The 16,071-nt window shown below is 66.2% G+C and carries 14 protein-coding genes and 1 tRNA gene; 8 read left to right on the forward strand and 7 right to left on the reverse strand.

The window, feature by feature from the left end; genetic code table 11:
• Positions 1 to 16: 16 nt before the first annotated feature.
• The 4 genes from ACHMWQ_RS12240 to ACHMWQ_RS12255 all read left to right on the forward strand — a co-directional run bounded on the left by ACHMWQ_RS12240 (position 17) and on the right by ACHMWQ_RS12255 (position 1,934).
• The gene (locus ACHMWQ_RS12240; RefSeq protein ID WP_396307672.1) at positions 17 to 823 is read left to right on the forward strand and encodes an inositol monophosphatase family protein; all 807 of its coding nucleotides are present in this window, start codon (positions 17 to 19) and stop codon (positions 821 to 823) included.
• 119 nt (positions 824 to 942) lie between these two features.
• Complete coding sequence (locus ACHMWQ_RS12245; protein ID WP_396307673.1) at positions 943 to 1,233, forward strand: putative quinol monooxygenase; 291 nt, start codon at positions 943 to 945, stop codon at positions 1,231 to 1,233.
• A gap of 246 nt (positions 1,234 to 1,479) precedes the next feature.
• Positions 1,480 to 1,556: transfer RNA gene (locus tag ACHMWQ_RS12250), tRNA-Met, on the forward strand.
• A 186-nt stretch (positions 1,557 to 1,742) separates the two neighbouring features.
• Positions 1,743 to 1,934, forward strand: a complete 192-nt coding sequence (locus ACHMWQ_RS12255; RefSeq protein WP_354548384.1) for a CsbD family protein — start codon at positions 1,743 to 1,745, stop codon at positions 1,932 to 1,934.
• A 74-nt stretch (positions 1,935 to 2,008) separates the two neighbouring features.
• Here the strand turns inward: ACHMWQ_RS12255 and ACHMWQ_RS12260 are convergent, their stop codons facing one another.
• Together ACHMWQ_RS12260 and ACHMWQ_RS12265 are read right to left on the reverse strand one after the other, a co-directional pair.
• Entirely contained in the window at positions 2,009 to 3,550 is a 1,542-nt protein-coding gene (locus ACHMWQ_RS12260) for an aldehyde dehydrogenase family protein (RefSeq protein ID WP_396307674.1), read from the reverse strand.
• Between the two features lie 37 nt (positions 3,551 to 3,587).
• Positions 3,588 to 4,871, reverse strand: coding sequence for an NAD(P)/FAD-dependent oxidoreductase (locus tag ACHMWQ_RS12265; protein ID WP_396307675.1), 1,284 nt, complete (start codon positions 4,869 to 4,871; stop codon positions 3,588 to 3,590).
• Positions 4,872 to 5,061: 190 nt separating this feature from the next.
• On the opposite strand from ACHMWQ_RS12265, the gene ACHMWQ_RS12270 reads away from it, so the two are divergent.
• On the forward strand, positions 5,062 to 6,063 hold the full coding sequence (locus tag ACHMWQ_RS12270; RefSeq protein WP_354548390.1) for a CorA family divalent cation transporter: 1,002 nt from the start codon (positions 5,062 to 5,064) through the stop codon (positions 6,061 to 6,063).
• Positions 6,064 to 6,161: 98 nt separating this feature from the next.
• On the opposite strand, the gene cydX is transcribed toward ACHMWQ_RS12270, so the two are convergent.
• The 3 genes from cydX to ACHMWQ_RS12285 are packed head-to-tail and all read right to left on the reverse strand — an operon-like array spanning position 6,162 to position 9,059.
• On the reverse strand, positions 6,162 to 6,290 hold the full coding sequence (cydX, locus tag ACHMWQ_RS12275) for a cytochrome bd-I oxidase subunit CydX (RefSeq protein WP_354548392.1): 129 nt from the start codon (positions 6,288 to 6,290) through the stop codon (positions 6,162 to 6,164).
• Positions 6,291 to 6,305: 15 nt separating this feature from the next.
• Positions 6,306 to 7,457, reverse strand: coding sequence for a cytochrome d ubiquinol oxidase subunit II (gene cydB, locus ACHMWQ_RS12280; protein ID WP_396307676.1), 1,152 nt, complete (start codon positions 7,455 to 7,457; stop codon positions 6,306 to 6,308).
• A 15-nt stretch (positions 7,458 to 7,472) separates the two neighbouring features.
• Positions 7,473 to 9,059, reverse strand: a complete 1,587-nt coding sequence (locus ACHMWQ_RS12285) for a cytochrome ubiquinol oxidase subunit I (RefSeq protein ID WP_396309437.1) — start codon at positions 9,057 to 9,059, stop codon at positions 7,473 to 7,475.
• Between the two features lie 254 nt (positions 9,060 to 9,313).
• On the opposite strand from ACHMWQ_RS12285, the gene cydD reads away from it, so the two are divergent.
• Entirely contained in the window at positions 9,314 to 10,984 is a 1,671-nt protein-coding gene (cydD, locus tag ACHMWQ_RS12290; protein WP_396307677.1) for a thiol reductant ABC exporter subunit CydD, read from the forward strand.
• On the forward strand, positions 10,984 to 12,636 hold the full coding sequence (gene cydC, locus ACHMWQ_RS12295) for a thiol reductant ABC exporter subunit CydC (protein WP_396307678.1): 1,653 nt from the start codon (positions 10,984 to 10,986) through the stop codon (positions 12,634 to 12,636). The genes cydD and cydC overlap by 1 nt, the downstream gene beginning before the upstream one ends.
• A gap of 23 nt (positions 12,637 to 12,659) precedes the next feature.
• Here cydC and ACHMWQ_RS12300 read toward each other — a convergent pair whose 3' ends face one another.
• Complete coding sequence (locus ACHMWQ_RS12300; RefSeq protein WP_354548399.1) at positions 12,660 to 13,271, reverse strand: TetR/AcrR family transcriptional regulator; 612 nt, start codon at positions 13,269 to 13,271, stop codon at positions 12,660 to 12,662.
• 112 nt (positions 13,272 to 13,383) lie between these two features.
• Between ACHMWQ_RS12300 and ACHMWQ_RS12305 the strand changes: the two genes are divergently transcribed.
• A complete protein-coding gene (locus ACHMWQ_RS12305) occupies positions 13,384 to 14,007 on the forward strand; it encodes an FMN-dependent NADH-azoreductase (protein ID WP_354548401.1) in 624 nt (207 codons plus the stop codon).
• 56 nt (positions 14,008 to 14,063) lie between these two features.
• Here ACHMWQ_RS12305 and ACHMWQ_RS12310 read toward each other — a convergent pair whose 3' ends face one another.
• Positions 14,064 to 16,034 carry a hypothetical protein gene (locus ACHMWQ_RS12310; protein WP_396307679.1) on the reverse strand — a complete coding sequence of 657 codons (1,971 nt, stop codon included), beginning with the start codon at positions 16,032 to 16,034 and terminating at the stop codon, positions 14,064 to 14,066.
• Positions 16,035 to 16,071: the final 37 nt, after the last annotated feature.

The following is a 16,071-nucleotide window of genomic DNA, read 5'->3' on the forward strand; positions in this document are numbered from 1 at the left end:
TCGAAGGATTCAGGCCATGAACAGCCTCGACATCGCCCGCCGCCACGCCTTTGCCCAGGAGATCGCGCGCGAGGCGGGGGGCATCGCTCGGCGCTACTTCCACTCGGGCGACCGTATCCAGGCGACGGAGAAGGGCGCGCATGACCTTGTCACGCAGGCCGATCTCGAGATCGACCGGTTCCTGATCGAGCGGCTGCGGCAGGCCTTTCCGGAGGATGGCATCCTGACCGAGGAGTCGGGTGGCAGCGCGGCTCCGAACCTTTGGGTGATTGATCCGATCGACGGCACCACGAATTTCGCCCGCCGGATCCCCCATTTCGCCGTCTCGATCGCCTTTCACGCGGAGGGGCGCACCGAGAGCGGCGTCGTCTACAATCCCGTCCTGGACGAGATGTTCGTGGCGCGGCGCGGTTTCGGCGCGACCTGCAACGGGCAGCCGATCCGCGTGCGGCCCACCCGGGGTGTAACCGACGCCCTCATCGACGCCGGCTATTCGTCGAAGCGCCCCTTGGCCGACTACGTGGCGCTGGTTGGCCGGCTGCTGGAGAGCGACTTCGCCTTTGTGCAGAACGGCTCGGCGGCGATCGGGCTGGCCCAGGTCGCCTGCGGCCGCATCGACGGCTATTGCGAACTGTTCCTGCACAGCTGGGACGTGCTCGCCGGCTTGCTTCTGGTCGAGGAGGCCGGCGGCTGGGTGAGCGACTTCACCGCCCGGGACGGGCTGCTGCAGGGCAATGCGGTCCTGGCCGGCACCCCGGCTATCCGCGAGCCGCTGCAGGGCGTTCTGCCGATAGCGATTGCCGCCGGCGCCCTGCCTCGGTGAGGAAGGGCGCGGACCCGTAGTCAGGGATATCGGTCCTGTCGCCGGCTGGCGGCTTGTTTGGGGAACGAGTTGCTGTCTATCAGGACCCCTTCATACAGCCGTTAGACGGAGAACCACTCGTGCTCAAAGTCATTGCGCAGGATTTCATTCAGCCCGAGGCCGTGGAAATCGTGCTGCCGTTCTATCGCGAATTGGTGGAGCTCACGCGTCAGGAGCCCCTTTGCATCGCCTATGATCTCTTCATTGACCAGAAGGATCCGGGACATTTCATCTTCATCGAGACGTGGCCCGACCGCGCGGCCCTCGACATCCACTGCGCTACGGAGCACTTCACGCGTCTCGTGCCGTTGATCAACGCGCATCAGCGGCAGGACGGCACGTTCATCCTGATGGAGGCGTTTTCCGGCTGAGCGGCATGGCCTTGGACGACCGTCCACCCGGCCCAAGTCCTCGCCGCGGAGCAGGATACGCGCGGCAACCGACACTGGCGCCGCCAGAGATGGCTCGCCGTAGGGCTTGCCTGGCGTGCTGTGTGGGGCAAACCGGGTTGAATGGATCGCGGTGTATAAAGCCGATTAAATTTCGAATTGGGGTTCTCATTCGGGGTTCGACCCCCTATATCACCACTGCGCGACGACGAAAGACGAAGCGCGTGACGCGGGGTGGAGCAGCCCGGTAGCTCGTCAGGCTCATAACCTGAAGGTCATCAGTTCAAATCTGGTCCCCGCAACCAGCCTACAAAGAACCCGCCCTAACCGGCGGGTTCTTTCGTTTTGGCGCCCCCCACAGCAATCTAGGTAGCGTCGTGGCCCCCTGGGCCTGCGAGCCGACGGCTCGAAATCGAAAATTAGCGCCGATGGCGGAACCATCGATCGGCTGAGCGGTTGTCTCCCCGTAATAACAACACGAGGAATGCACGATGAGCAGCACGAGCGACAAGATCAAGGGCCTCGCCAACGAAGCAGCCGGCAACGTGAAGCAGGGTGTTGGCAAGATGACTGATAATGATCGCCTGCGCGCCGAGGGCAAGGCTCAGGAAGTCAAGGGCGAAGCCCAGCAGGCTGTTGGCAAGGCCAAGGACGCCGTCAAGAACGTCGTCGACAAGGCCTGATCTACAGGACCTATCATTGACGATATACAGGGCCCTGGCCGGATCTTCCGGCCGGGGCCTTTTTGCGTCGTGCGTCAGGCGACGTCGAACTTGACGCCCTGCGCCAGAGGCAGCGTCTTGCCGTAATTGATGGTGTTGGTGGCGCGGCGCATATAGGCCTTCCAGGCGTCGGAGCCGGATTCGCGCCCGCCGCCCGTCTCCTTCTCGCCACCGAAAGCGCCTCCAATCTCGGCACCGGACGGGCCGATATTGACGTTAGCGATGCCGCAATCCGAGCCGCGCACCGACAGGAACGTCTCGGCTTCGCGCAGGTCATTGGTGAAGATCGACGAGGATAGGCCCTGCGGCACGTCGTTGTGCAATTCCAGCGCCTCCTCGAACTCCGAATAGCGCATCACATAGAGGATCGGCGCGAAGGTCTCATGCGCCACCGGCCCGCTCTGCTCCGGCATTTCGACGATGGCCGGGCGCACATAGAAGGCGTTGGACGCCTTGTCCCCATCCACCCGTTCGCCGCCGGTGACGCTGCCGCCAGCGCCCTTGGCGGCGTCGAGCGCCGACTGCATGCCCTTATAGGCGGCCGCGTCGATCAGCGGGCCGACCAGCGTGCCGGATTCGAGCGGGTTGCCGATCGTCACCGACCCATAGGCCTGCTTCAGTCGCGGCACGAAGCTGTCATAGATGCTGTCATGCACGAACAGGCGTCGCAGCGACGTGCAGCGCTGGCCCGCCGTGCCCATGGCGGCGAAGGCGACGCCGCGCAGCGTCAGGTCGAGATCGGCCGAGGGGCAGATGATGGCAGCATTGTTGCCGCCCAGCTCCAGGATGGCGCGGGCGAAGCGGCCGGCGAGGCGCGGGCCGACGATGCGGCCCATCGCGGTCGAGCCGGTGGCCGAGACCAGCGGCACGCGCGGATGGTCTACCAGCACTTCGCCGATCTCGCGACCGCCGATCAGCAGGGCGGAGAGGCCCTCCGGCGCGATGCCGCCTTCGTCGACGAAGCGTTTGAGCGCACGCTCGAACAGAGCCGAGGTCGCGAGCGCCGTCAGCGGCGTCTTCTCAGACGGCTTCCAGACGACGCTGTTGCCGCAGACAAGCGCCAGCGCCGCATTCCAGGACCAGACGGCGACGGGGAAGTTGAAGGCCGAAATGATGCCGGTGACGCCGAGCGGATGCCAGCTCTCCATCATGCGGTGGTCGCTGCGCTCGGTGGCGATGGTCAGGCCGTAGAGCTGGCGCGACAGGCCGACGGCGAAATCGCAGATGTCGATCATCTCCTGCACCTCGCCGAGGCCTTCGGAAACGATCTTGCCGGCCTCGATCGAGACGAGGCGGCCAAGCGCCGCCTTATGGGCGCGCAGTTCCTCGCCGAGCAGGCGCACCAGTTCGCCGCGCTTCGGCGCCGGGACATTGCGCCAGGCGAGGAAGGCGGTGTGCGCCGCGTCGATCGCCGCCTTGGCGCGGGCTGCGTCGATCTCGACTAGGCGCTCCAGTTCCTCGCCTGTGATCGGCGAATGCACGGCGAGCGTGCCGCCCGTTCGCGCGGCGGTGACCCCCATCCCGGAAAGCAGGGCATCGACCTCGGTCGCGAGGGTGTTCTGGATGGCGATGGTCATGGTGTTTCCTCGAATTCCGTGGCTTCCGCGCGGATGTTCAGAGCCGGGCATCGGCGAGATGGGCGATCTGCGCCCCCACTTCGTAATAGGCTTCCTTGAGGCGACGCAAGCGCACCTCCTGTGGCTTTGTGACCGGCAGCGGCAGATCGGCCTCCGCGATCCGGCCGGCGATATGGTCGGCCAGCACCCGGCCGAATACGGTGCCCGGCGCAATGCCGCGGCCATTATAGCCCGAGAAGGCGATGACGTTCTCGGCCAGCCTGTGGAAGCGCGGCAGGCTGTTATCGGTCATGCCGATCTGCCCGTACCACTCGGCCTCGAAGTCGATATCGCCGATCTGCGGATAGATCTTGGCGAGGGCCCGCTTGGCCCAGGCCCGGTGCACCGCAGCCCCGGTGCCGCGCAAGGCGCCGACGCTGCCGAACACCAGCCGGCCGGCGCGGTCGAATCGGAACGAGGTCAGGACCTCCTTCGTATCCCACGCGCCGTGGCGCTCCGGCAGGATCGACTGGCGAAGTTCCGCACTGAGCGGCACGGTGGCGAAGTTGAAATAGGGCAGGTGCACCTGCTCGGTCCGGATTTCGGGCCAGGGCATGTTGGTATAGGCGTCGGTCGCCACGACGACCCAGCGCGCGGTGACGCTGCCGCGATCCGTGGTCACGCGCCAGCCCGTCGGGACCTTCTCGGCCTGGCGGACCGGGCTCTGGGTGAACAGCCGCGCGCCGACGCGGATGGCGGCATGGGCGAGGCCGCGCACATAGGCCAGCGGCTGAACCGTTCCGGCGCGCATGTCGAGCAGCGATCCGGCATAGGCGCGGCTGCCGAGCTTGGCCGCCGTTTCGGTCGCATCGAGCAGGCGCACCGCCGCGCCACGCGCGCCCCATTGTGCGGCACGCTGCTGGATTTCGATCAGCCCCTTGCCGCCCACGGCGCAATGCAGCGTTCCCGCCATCTCCAGTTCGCAGGCGATGTCATGCGCACGGACGAGTTCGAAGACGAGCTTCGGCGCGTTGCCGAGCAGGTCGAGCAGGCGGTCGCCATAGAGGGGACCGAGGGCCGCCGGCAGGTCATCGGGCATGACCCACATGCCGGCATTGACCAGGCCTACATTCCGTCCGGAGCCGCCGAAACCGAATTCGACGCCTTCCAGCAGCACCACGTCGAGTCCGTCCTGGGCCGCATGCAGCGCGGTCGAAAGGCCGGTATAGCCGCCGCCGACCACCACCACGTCCGCCGTCAGGGCGCGGGAAAGCGCCGTCGTGACGGGAGACGGGGGAGCCGTCCGCTCCCAGAGGCCGTGCGATCGCGGGTCGTTCTGCATATGCCTGTCCGCCAGCTGCCGGAGGTTTGATGCGATCATGGCTGGGGCGCAGGCCCTCGACAACGGAAATCCAGTCCCGCCTCGCGACTGTCATCGTTCTGTCATGGCTGCTGTCGCAGTGATGCCATGCGGCGCTCCGCCCGACCGATCTTGAATAGCCCGACGACCCATGAGTCACCGAGAAAATCCATTGCCGGCTGACCGGATGGCGCGGCCCGTGTCGGGCGTGATCTGGGCGTATCGCTTCGACGGCAAGGGGCAGGCGGCGCCGGTGGCGTTCGATGCCTGCATCCGGCCGCTCGCGCCGGGCGAGGGGTTCCTGTGGGTCCACCTCGACTTCGTCGACAGGCTGGCGCGCGACTGGATCGCCGGCATCGACTGGCTCGGGCCGCAGGCGCGACGGCTGCTCCTGAGCCCGGACGATTATCCCGCGCTTGAATATGACGCGTCCTCGGTGTGGGGCCGCTTCTCCGACACGCTGCAGGATCCCGACGAGGACAGCGATCGCACGGTGCCGATGCGCTTCGCCTTTGGCCCGGGCTATCTGGTTTCCGGTCGCCGCCATCCGGTCCGCGCCGCCGCTCTGACGCGGACGAAGATCGACAGCGGCCATCCCGTCGGCGGACCGGTCGCCCTGTTCGAGGTGATGATCGAGCAGGTTCTGCGCGCCATCGCGGAAACGCTGCGCGCTTCGCGGACGGAGGCCGATTCGATCGAGGATCGCGTACTCGACGAGCGCCTGCATGACGAATCGCGCCGGCTTGGACCGTTGCGGCGCACGGCCGTGAAATTGCACCGCCAGCTATCAGGCCTGCGCAGCATCCTGCGCGAATTCGCCGAGGATGAACACGTCGACGGCAGCCATGTCGCCTCGCGCGCGGCAGCGGAACGGCTCTTGCGCCGGATCGAGACGCTCGACCAGGAAGTGCAGGAGGTGCAGGACCGCGCGCGCTTCCTGCAGGACGAGATCGCGGCGAAGCTGGCCACAATCAGCAACCGGCATCTCTATGTGCTGTCGGTCATGACGGCGCTGCTGATGCCGCCGACGCTGGTCACCGGCTTCTTCGGCATGAACACCGGCGGTCTCCCCTTTCTCGAGGGCGCGCATGGCTGGATCGGCGCGTCGCTGATCGGCGGCCTGGCCTCGGGCTGCACCCTGCTGCTGCTGAAACGGCTCGGCTTCTTCGAATAGCGGCCCCCAAACGAAACGACCGCCAGGCGGGATCCGAAGATCGCGCAAGGCGGTCGCTGGTGTCGTTGGCCGGCGCGATGGTCGCGCCGATCAGCCGGTTAGTCTTCGGCCGGGGTGATCGCGATGCGACCCTTCAGCCGGTCGTCGCGCAGCTCGTACCACATGGCGTTGAGGATGCCGAAGGCACAGGCCAGGCTGAGGCCGAGGATCCAGGAAAAGTACCACATTGCGTCGTCCTCCACTCAGTAGGCGTTGGGGTTCTTGGCCATGCTGTCTCCCGTCACCTTGCCGCGCATGACCCGGTAGATGAAGGCCGTGTAGAGCAGGATGATCGGCAGGAAGAAGCCGGTCGAGAGCAGCATGATCCAGAGCGTCAGATGCGAGGACGAGGCGTCCCAGATCGTCAGGCCGGCATTGGGGTTGATCGAGGACGGCAGCAGGAACGGGAAGAGCGAGACGCCCGCCGTCGCGATGATGCCGAAGACGCCCAGTCCCGAGGTGATGAAGGTGAGGGCCGGCTTGCGGATGGTGAAGCCGACGACGGCGAGCACCAGGCCGACGAAGCCCGCGATCGGCGCGATCATCATCCAGGGATAGGTCTTGTAGTTGGCGAGCCAGGCGCCGGTCTCGACCATCGCCGTCTTGCCGAGTGGGTTGGACTGTCCGTTCGGATCGATGACGCTGGTGATCACATGCCCGCCAATGCCGTAGGCGATCCAGACGCCGGCCAGTGCGAACAGCACGATCGCGGCGAGCGCCGCCCACCGGCCATAGGTACGGGCGCGGTCGGCGATCGGGCCCGAGGTCTTCCAGGTCAGCAGCGCCGCGCCATGCATGATCAGCATGGAGAGGCTGACGAGGCCGGCCAGAAGCGCGAACGGCGTCAGCAGCTGGAAGAAGTTGCCGCGATAAAAGGTCCGCATCGTGCCGTCGAGCTCGAAGGGCAGGCCGAGCAGCACGTTGCCGACGGCAACGCCGAGGATCAGGGCCGGGACGGTGCCGCAGAAGCAAAGCACCATGTCCCACTTCGAGCGCCAGCCGGTATCGCCGATCTTGCTGCGATACTTGAAGCCGACGGGCCGCAGGATGAGGGCGATCAGGATCACCATCATCGCCAGATAGAGGCCGGAGAACGACACGGCATAGAGCAGGGGGAAGGCGGCGAAAATGGCGCCGCCGCCCAGGATCAGCCAGACCTGGTTGCCTTCCCAGACCGGCCCGACGACGTTGATCACGATACGCCGTTCTTCGTCCGTCTTGGCGACGAACGGGAGGAGGGCGCCGATGCCGAGATCGAAGCCGTCCATGACCGCGAAGCCGATCAGCAGGATGCCGAGGAGCATCCACCAGAGGAGGCGGAGCGTCTCATAGTCGATAGGCACAATGTTACTCATCGCATACCTCGCGGATCAGAGCTTCGGAGCGGCGGCTGCCGTCACCGGCAGGACACCGGCACCCGCAGGAGCGGACTCGAAGGGGTTATGGTCCAGCGGTCCCTTCTTGATAGTCTTGACCATCAGCACGACCTCGATGATCGCCAGCACGGTGTAGATGGCCAGGAACAGGGCGAGGCTGATGGCGAGATCCCAGAGCGTGAGCCCCGATGCCGCGTAGAAGGTCGGCAACACGCCTTCGATCGCCCAGGGCTGGCGGCCATACTCGGCCAGCAACCAGCCGCATTCGATCGCGAGCCAGGGCAGCGGCAGGCTGAACAGCGCCAGCCACAGCGTCCAGCGCTTCTCGCCGAGCTTGTGCCGCGATGCGATCCAGAAGGCGGCGCCGAAGAAGGCGATGAAGTAGAAGCCGAGGCCCACCATCACGCGGAAGCTCCAGAACAGCACCGGCACGTTCGGGATGGTCGAATTCGCTGCCTTGGTGATGTCTTCCGGCGTGGCGTTCTCGATGTCGGTGCGGAACTGCTTGACCAGCAGGCCATAGCCGAGGTTCGGCCACTTGGCGTCGAACACGGCGCGGGCTTCGCTGTCGGCGGGGTTGGCGCGGACCGTCTGCAGCGCGACGTAAGCTTCGATGCCGTCCCGGATCCTCTCATGCGCGGAATCCACCAGGTTGAGGATACCGGGCAGTTCGGTCGTCAGCGAGCGGGTGCCGATCAGGCCCAGCAGGTAGGGGACGCTGATGGCGAAGGAGTTTTCCTGCTTCTCCATGTTGGGGAAGGCGATGACGTTGATCGCGGCCGGCGCCGGCTCGGTGTGCCACATGGCTTCCATGCCGGCGATCTTCATCTTCTGGTTTTCGGTCGTCACATAGCCGCTCTCGTCACCGAGCACGACGACGGACAGCGCCGCGGCGAGGCCGAAGCTGGCGGCAACGGCCATGGAGCGCTTGGCGAATTCCTGGTGGCGGCCACGCAGCAGGTACCAGGAGCTGACGGCCATCACGAACATGGCGCCGGTGACGTAGCCCGCGCTCACCGTGTGGACGAACTTGGCCTGGGCCACCGGGTTGAACACGACGGCCATGAAGTCGGTGACTTCCATGCGCATCGTATCAGGATTGAAGACGGCGCCGACCGGATGCTGCATCCAGCCATTGGCGACCAGGATCCAGAGCGCCGAGAAATTCGCGCCAAAGGCGACCAGCCAGGTGACGATCAGATGTCCGACCTTGGACATGCGGTCCCAGCCGAAGAAGAACAGGCCGACGAACGACGCCTCGAGGAAGAAGGCCATCAGCCCTTCGAGGGCCAGCGGCGCGCCGAAAATGTCGCCGACATAGTGGCTGTAATAGGACCAGTTCATGCCGAACTGGAATTCCATGACGACGCCGGTAGCAACGCCCATGGCGAAGTTGATACCGAAGCAGGTTCCCCAGAATAGGGTCATTCGCCGCCAGATTTCGCGGCCGGTCATAACGTAGACGCTCTCCATGATCGCCATCAGGAAAGAGAGCCCGAGCGTCAGGGGAACGAAAAGAAAATGATACATCGCCGTGGCCGCGAACTGCAGCCTCGACAGGGTGACAATATCGATATCAATCATGGCCTATACCTTTTGAGTCGCCAGGATTTAAAAACTACCGATCTATAAGGCCTCTAACATTGAGCGAAATCAATGCAGCGACCGGTCGCGTGCGGTCGATTGGCACAGGGGGAGGCCCAAATGATCGCCTACACTGTAAGACTGGGTGCATGAACACCGTCGAATCTACCACAGCTTCAGAAAAAGCTGTCCGTCCCCCGGCAATCGAGGCGAAATGGCTGAGGACGCGGGGGCGTGTCGGCCGTCGCGCCATGGGCATCGCCATCCTGGTGCCGCTCGTCAGCGCCTGCCTTACCGTGGCGCAGGCCTATTGGCTCGCCACGATCCTGCATCGCGCCATCATCGATCAGGTGGCCAGTTCGTCGCAGGCGGCGGCGATCCTGGTGCTGCTCGGCCTGGTCGCCGCACGCGCGCTGCTGGCCTGGATCGGCGAGGCGGCGGGCATCCGCGCCGCCGAGGACATCAAGCAGGCGATTCGCCGGGACCTGTTCGCGACGCTGATGCGGCGCGGGCCCGACTGGATGCGCCAGCGCGCCTCCGGCGAACTGGCCAGCCAGATCCTGGACCAGGTCGAGGCGCTGGACGGTTATTTCTCGCGCTTCGTGCCGGCGATGATCGCCGCTGCCGTGGTACCGATCGCCTTCGCCATCGGCCTGATGCCGGTCGATCTCGTCGTCGGCATCGTCTTGCTCGTCACCGCGCCGCTCATCCCGGTCTTCATGGCGCTGGCCGGCTGGGGCGCGGAAGCCGCGAGCCGCCAGCACCTGACCGCCCTGTCGCGCCTGTCCGGCATGTTCGCCGACCGGCTGCGCGGCCTGCTCGTCCTGAAGCTGTTCGGCCGGGCCGAGGACGAAATCGCGCGGGTCCGCAGCGCCAGCGACGAGTTTGCCACGCGCACGCTGGCCGTGCTGCGGATCGCCTTCCTGTCCTCGGCGGTGCTCGAGTTCTTTGCCGCCCTCGGCGTGGCTGGCGTCGCGCTCTATGTCGGGCTGACCTATATCGGCCTGCTCGATCTGCGCGGCGCGGAGCTCGGCCTCCAGGCTGGCCTGTTCTGTCTGCTGATGGCGCCGGAGGTCTATATGCCGCTGCGCACGCTGGCGGCGCATTACCACGACCGCGCCAGCGCCAAGGCGGCCGTCGCCAGCCTGGCCGCGACGTTCGAGAATCTGCCCGGCGTCGACGAGCCTGTGGTGGCCCAGGGCGCCGACTGGGCTCCCGTCAGTGCCATCGCCGTCACGGCCCGCCATCTGACCGTTGAGACGCCCGATCGCGGCACCATTCTCTCGGATGCGACCCTCGAGATTCTGCCTGGCGAGACCGTGGCGCTACTCGGCCCAAGCGGCATCGGCAAGTCGACGCTCATCGAGGTGCTGGCTCGCCTGCGGGGCCATCAGGGCCGAATCGAACTCGGCGGCGTGCCGCTCGCCGATATCGATGAGCGCTCGCTTCGCCAGGGCGTGGCGGCGCTCGGCCAGCGGCCGCGCCTGTTCCACGGCACCATCGCCAGCAACATCCGGCTCGGCCGCGCCGATGCGACCGACGCCGAGGTGCGCGCCGCCGCCGAACAGGCCTGTGTGCTCGATTTCGCCGACCGTCTTCCGGAAGGGCTGGATACGCCGATCGGCGAACGAGGCAGGGGACTTTCCGGCGGCGAGGCGCAGCGCGTGGCGCTCGCCCGCATCTTTCTGCGCGACCCGGCGCTGGTGCTGCTCGACGAGCCGACCGCGCATCTCGACATCGAGACCGAGGCCCGCGTCATGCGCTCCGTTCTGGATTTTGCGGCCGGCCGAACCCTGCTGATCGCCACCCACTCCATGGAGGTCGCGAGCCTGATGGATCGGATCTGCGAGATCGACGACCGCCATCGTATCGTCCGCCACGCTCCCGCGGCGACGACTTCTGCCATGAAGGGAGTGGCGTGATGCGGCTTCTCTTCAGCCTCTACGGTACCCGCGCCGGGGGCCTGCTGCTGGCGCTGCTGCTTTCCTGCATGACGCTGGCAGCGGGCGTCGCGCTGTTCGGCGTGTCCGGCTGGTTCCTGACAGGGGCGGCGCTGGCTACCTCGGCCATGACCTTCAACCTGTTCGGTCCCTCGGCCATGGTGCGCGGCTTCTCGTTCCTGCGCATCGTCTCGCGCTATGGCGAACGGCTTTCCGGCCATGCCACGACCTTCAAGATCCTGTCGGATATCCGCGTCCGCATCTTCTCGCGCCTGATCCCGCTGGTGCCGCTGAAGGCGGCGGCGCACCGGACGGGCGATTTCGTCGCGCGACTGACCGCCGATGTCGAGACGCTCGACATGATGTTCCTTCAGGTCGTCGCGCCGATCGCCACCGCGATCCTCGGCGCGCTTGGCCTCAGCCTGTTCCTGTGGCTGGTGCTGCCGGAAGCGCTGCCGGTCGTCCTGATCGGATTCGGACTGACCACCCTCCTTCTGCCCGGGCTGATCGTGCTGGCCGGACGGCGCTCGGGCGCGGAAACCGTCCGCACGGCTGCCGATCTCCGCATCGCGGTCCTGGATGGTATCGACGGGCACGCCGATCTCGTGACGCTTGGCGCCGTCGATGGCGCGCGCCATTCGGTCGACGAGGCGGTTGCCTCGGTCCGCAAAGCGCGGCTGCGGCAATCCTGGCGCATCGCGTTCGGCCCGGCCTTCGTGGTGCTCGGCACCGGCGCCACCGCCATCGCGACGCTTTTTGTCGGGCTGCCGGTTCTGGAGCAAGGCCGCGTCAGCGGCCCGGTTCTGGTCGGCGCGCTGCTGGCCGTCATGGCGGTGTTCGAAGTCGCAGGGCCGATCCTGCGCGGCGCTGGGAAGCTCGGAGCCGCGAGTGCCGCCGCCGGCCGGGTCCAGTCGCTGGTCGACATGCAGCCCGCCATCGTCGATCCCGCCAAGCCGGTCGCCGTCCCGCCAGCCGGCAATATCACCTTCGAAAAGGTCGGCTTCACCTATGGCCGCGACCCGTCGATCCTGAGCGGCCTCGCTCTCACGCTGCATCCGGGTGAGCGCATCGCCATCATCGGCGAAAGCGGCTCCGGCAAATCGACCCTGCTTGGCCTGCTGCTGCGTCTGGTCGATGTCGATACGGGGCGTATTTGCATCGGCGGCGTCGATATCCGCGCCATGCGTCAGGCGGATCTCCATGCCCATATCGGGCTTCTGTCACAGGACGCGCCGGTTTTCATCGGCACGATCCGCGACAATCTGAGGATTGCCGATCCGGCCGCCGATGACGCGACCCTCCATGCCGCGCTCGCCAAGGCGCGGCTCGACGGCTTCGTCCGCAGCCTCTCGCAGGGGCTCGACGCCTGGCTGGGCGAATCCGGCGAAACGCTCTCTGCCGGGCAGGCCCGACGCCTTTGCCTGGCGCGAACCTTGCTGTCGCCGGCTCCCGTGCTGCTTCTCGATGAACCCACCGCCGGCCTCGATCGGCCGACGGAGGCCGAGTTCCTGGCCGATCTGCTGGCCGTCACAACCGGACGCACGCTGATCCTCGCCACCCACGCCGCCATTCCGTATGGGGCCGTGGATCGCGTCTATCGGCTGGAGGATGGTGCGCTGACGTTGGAGGGTTGAGCCCGCGACACGGGCCGACCAGCCTAACGCCGGTGCGAGGCGATGATGCCGGCGGCCAGCGCGGCGAGGGTGCTGGTGGGCTTGCCGCCTTCGACATTCTGCCAGGCGACACGCGATCCCTCGATCATCAGGAACAACTGGTCCGCCAGCAGTTCGGGCTCCGCCAGCCCCGAGGCGCGGCAGATGCGGATCAGGTTGTCGCGGTGCTGGCGGGTGTTCGCCTCCAGCACCTGACGGCCGGGATGGGCGGGGTCGGTGATCTGCATCGCGGCGCTGGCCAAGGCGCAGCCGCTCTCATTGCCGTGCTCCGCGTGATTGGCGATGCGCTGCAGCCAGGCGTCGATCTGCGCCAGCGGCTCGCCGGGATGCTCGTTTTCGATCTCGCACCAGATCGCGGCGCCTTCCGCCGCGAGGCCGCGCAGATATTCGGCGACCAGCAGGTCCTTCGATTCGAAATGCCGGTAGAGCGTCATCTTGTTGGTGCCGGCGGCCTCGGCCACCGCTTCCACGCCAACGCCATGCACGCCGTGACGCGCGAACAGTTCGCGCGCGGCGATCAGAATGCGCTCGCGCGGCGGCAGCGCCCGTGCGGCGGGGCTGCTGTGAACAGACTGTTCAGCGATCTTCACTTCCATCTCGTTGACTCGATGTTACCTAGGAGTAACATTTGATAATGTTACTCTACGGTATCGACGCAGCTCCCCCCGGATTTGGGCCGGTTTCCGTAACATAGTGAAGGGAAGACCGATGACCAACATCCTTTTCGTTACCTCGAGCCCCCGTGGGGGCGCCTCGCATTCCAGCAAGGTCGCCGAGCGCGTTCTCGCCGACCTCGTCGCGCATAATCCGAGTGCAACGGTCGTCCGCCGCGACCTCGCCGCCGATCCGCTTCCGCATGTCGATGAAGCCTATCTGGGCGCGCTGTTCACCCCGGCCGAGGCCCGCACCGACGCCCAGAAGGCGGCGGTCGCCCTGTCGGACCAGCTGATCGACGAACTGTTCGCCGCCGACATCATCGTGATCGCCTCGGCGATGATCAATTTCACCATCACCTCGACGCTGAAGACCTGGCTCGACTACATTGCCCGCGCCGGCCGCACCTTCGCTTATGTCGATAATGCGCCGGTCGGTCTCGTCACCGGCAAGCGCGTCGTCTTGGTCGAGTCGAAGGGCGGTATCTATTCGGAAGGCCCGATGAAGCCGGCCGATTTCCAGCTACCCTATCTGCGCTTCATCCTGTCCTTCATGGGCCTGTCCCAGGTCGAGGAGATCACGGTCGAGGGCGTAGCCTTCGGCGCGGAGCAGGCTGCCAATGCGGTCGCTGCCGCCGAGATCAAGGCTTCGGAGACGGCGCGCGCCATCGCCGCCTGAGGCCGCTTTCGAGCCTCAAAGAGAAGCGGCCGGATCTTGCGATCCGGCCGTTTGCGTTACGGGGTGGTGGTCTTGATCTCGATCTGCAGAAGATCGGGCAGCTTCTGCGGCGCGCTGTCCGCCGTCTCGATCAGCTGCATCACCGGCACCGGCGTCGCCGGCGCGGCGGTGATGGTCATGGTGCCCGGCGCCTTGATGAAGGCCTGCAGGGCAGGGGCCAGCTTCGCCTGGAAGCCCGGGTTCTTCAGCACCATCAGGAACAACGGCAGAGCGCCGGCGATCTGCTGGCGGAACTTGTCCGGCTCGACATTCATCTTCTTCGCCTGCATGCCGACGGCGCGCTCGACGATCGACTTGTCCTCGATCGAGAGCTTGCCGCGCGTGAACAGCAGCGAGGCCAGCGCGCCTTCCAGCGCCTTCGGATCCTCGATCGCCTGGCGCGTCAGCCCGGTCAGCGTGGCGTCGACGTTCATCGTCGCCAGATCCTTGATGGCGAGCTTGAAGCCGTCGAGGATGACGCTCTCATCCGCTTCGCGCCAGGAGAGATGGAAGCCGTAATCGGCCACTAGGCGGTCATAGCCGAGGCCCTTGATCATTTCGCGGGCGCGGCGGTCGTCGATCTGCGACAGGTCGAGATCGAGTCCGCGGACGTCGCTGGTGATGCTGGTCGGCACGGGGCCGATATAGGCGTCGAGATCGATGCGCGCGCGGTCGACAGCGCCAAGCTTCTTGCCGCCCTGCGTGACGTCGACGCCGACAGCCTCGGCGAAGCCCATGGTCGGGATCATCGGCGTCGGGTCGAACTCGGCGCCGCCCAGGCTGGCGAAGACCGATGCGACTACCAGATCCGGCGCCGGGAACTTGAAGCCGCCGATGGCCAGCCGCTCGGCGCCGACCGAACCCTTGTCCTGGATCGCGACATCGAGATCGCGCAGGCCGATTTCGCCGATGCCGTCGCTCGAGAAATCATTGATGTGGAAATCGCCCAGATGGAAGCGTTCCACCTCGGGGGCGGTCACATCGAGGTCGGTCAGGCGCACCGTGCCGACGCCGGCGAAGCTCAACAGTCCCGAGAGCTGCTCGAGCGCCATCTGCGCCAGTTCGTCTTCCGGGCGATCGGATGTCGCCAGCATGGTGTCGAGGAAGCCGGTGAAGCTCTTCGGCGGCTGGCGCAGGCGGAGATTCTCCATCTCGAACGTGCCCATGCGGATCGACGCGCCGGGCATCTCGATTGAGAAGTTGCGATAGATCTCGAGGCCGAGCGCGGTGCGCCACTTGCCGTCGCCGACGCCGCCGACATAGCGCTCGGGATCGAACACGGCCGAGATGGCGTCGAGGTCGTATTTGCGCGCCTCGATCTTGTCGATCGTGAACTTCAGCAGGCCGTCGGGGGAGGGCATTTCCTGCGAGACGGGGCCGATCGTCACCTGGTCGATGACGCCGTTCGCCATGCCCTTCAGCTCATAGGAACCGAAGCTGGCGGCGGACGTCTGGCCCTCGCTGGTCTCGGTCGCTTCGATCCGGCCGACACGCACGCTGTCGACGGAAGCCTTGGCGATGATGCCCCAGCCCCTGGCGAGCGAGGTGAAGATACGGTTCTGGTCGAAGACGTAATTGACGAAGCTCGGGACCGCGAGGTTGTCGACGCGGATATCGGTGAGCTTCGAGCTGCCGAGGTCGCCCACCACCAGCTTGCCGCTGTCGGCGGTGATCTCGCTCGCCTTGAAGCCGCCATCGGCAGCCTCGGCGTAATTGGTGATCGCGATGTTGCCGAAGCTGATTTCCAGCTTGGTCGCCAGCGTCTCGCTGCGGATCGTCAGGTTGCGCAGCGTCGCGGTGCGCTGGCCCTCGTCATAGGAAAGCTCGGAAAAGCCGGCGACCCAGTTCGGCGAGGCGTCGAGCGTCGAGATCCAGTGGCGGATCGCCGTCTCGATCGGCTCCTCGGCAAGCGCCGGCAACGAGGCCGTCATGGCGGCGGCGCTGACACCGGCGGCGAGAAGACGGACGCGTAGCGACGAACGGCTCATAGGGTGCTCCATTGGCAGCAGGTCGATCCAGCTCGGC

Source organism: Kaistia sp. UC242_56 (assembly GCF_044452255.1).
Lineage (GTDB): Bacteria > Pseudomonadota > Alphaproteobacteria > Rhizobiales > Kaistiaceae > Kaistia > Kaistia defluvii_A.

Coding starts and splice junctions, on each gene's coding strand:
- ACHMWQ_RS12240 (WP_396307672.1), top strand. CDS start 17: ATGAACAGCCTCGACATCGCCCGCCGCCACGCCTTTGCCCAGGAGATC.
- ACHMWQ_RS12255 (WP_354548384.1), top strand. CDS start 1,743: ATGAGCAGCACGAGCGACAAGATCAAGGGCCTCGCCAACGAAGCAGCC.
- ACHMWQ_RS12260 (WP_396307674.1), bottom strand. CDS start 3,550: ATGACCATCGCCATCCAGAACACCCTCGCGACCGAGGTCGATGCCCTG.
- ACHMWQ_RS12265 (WP_396307675.1), bottom strand. CDS start 4,871: ATGCAGAACGACCCGCGATCGCACGGCCTCTGGGAGCGGACGGCTCCC.
- cydX (WP_354548392.1), bottom strand. CDS start 6,290: ATGTGGTACTTTTCCTGGATCCTCGGCCTCAGCCTGGCCTGTGCCTTC.
- cydB (WP_396307676.1), bottom strand. CDS start 7,457: ATGAGTAACATTGTGCCTATCGACTATGAGACGCTCCGCCTCCTCTGG.
- cydD (WP_396307677.1), top strand. CDS start 9,314: ATGGGCATCGCCATCCTGGTGCCGCTCGTCAGCGCCTGCCTTACCGTG.
- cydC (WP_396307678.1), top strand. CDS start 10,984: ATGCGGCTTCTCTTCAGCCTCTACGGTACCCGCGCCGGGGGCCTGCTG.
- ACHMWQ_RS12300 (WP_354548399.1), bottom strand. CDS start 13,271: ATGGAAGTGAAGATCGCTGAACAGTCTGTTCACAGCAGCCCCGCCGCA.
- ACHMWQ_RS12305 (WP_354548401.1), top strand. CDS start 13,384: ATGACCAACATCCTTTTCGTTACCTCGAGCCCCCGTGGGGGCGCCTCG.
- ACHMWQ_RS12310 (WP_396307679.1), bottom strand. CDS start 16,034: ATGAGCCGTTCGTCGCTACGCGTCCGTCTTCTCGCCGCCGGTGTCAGC.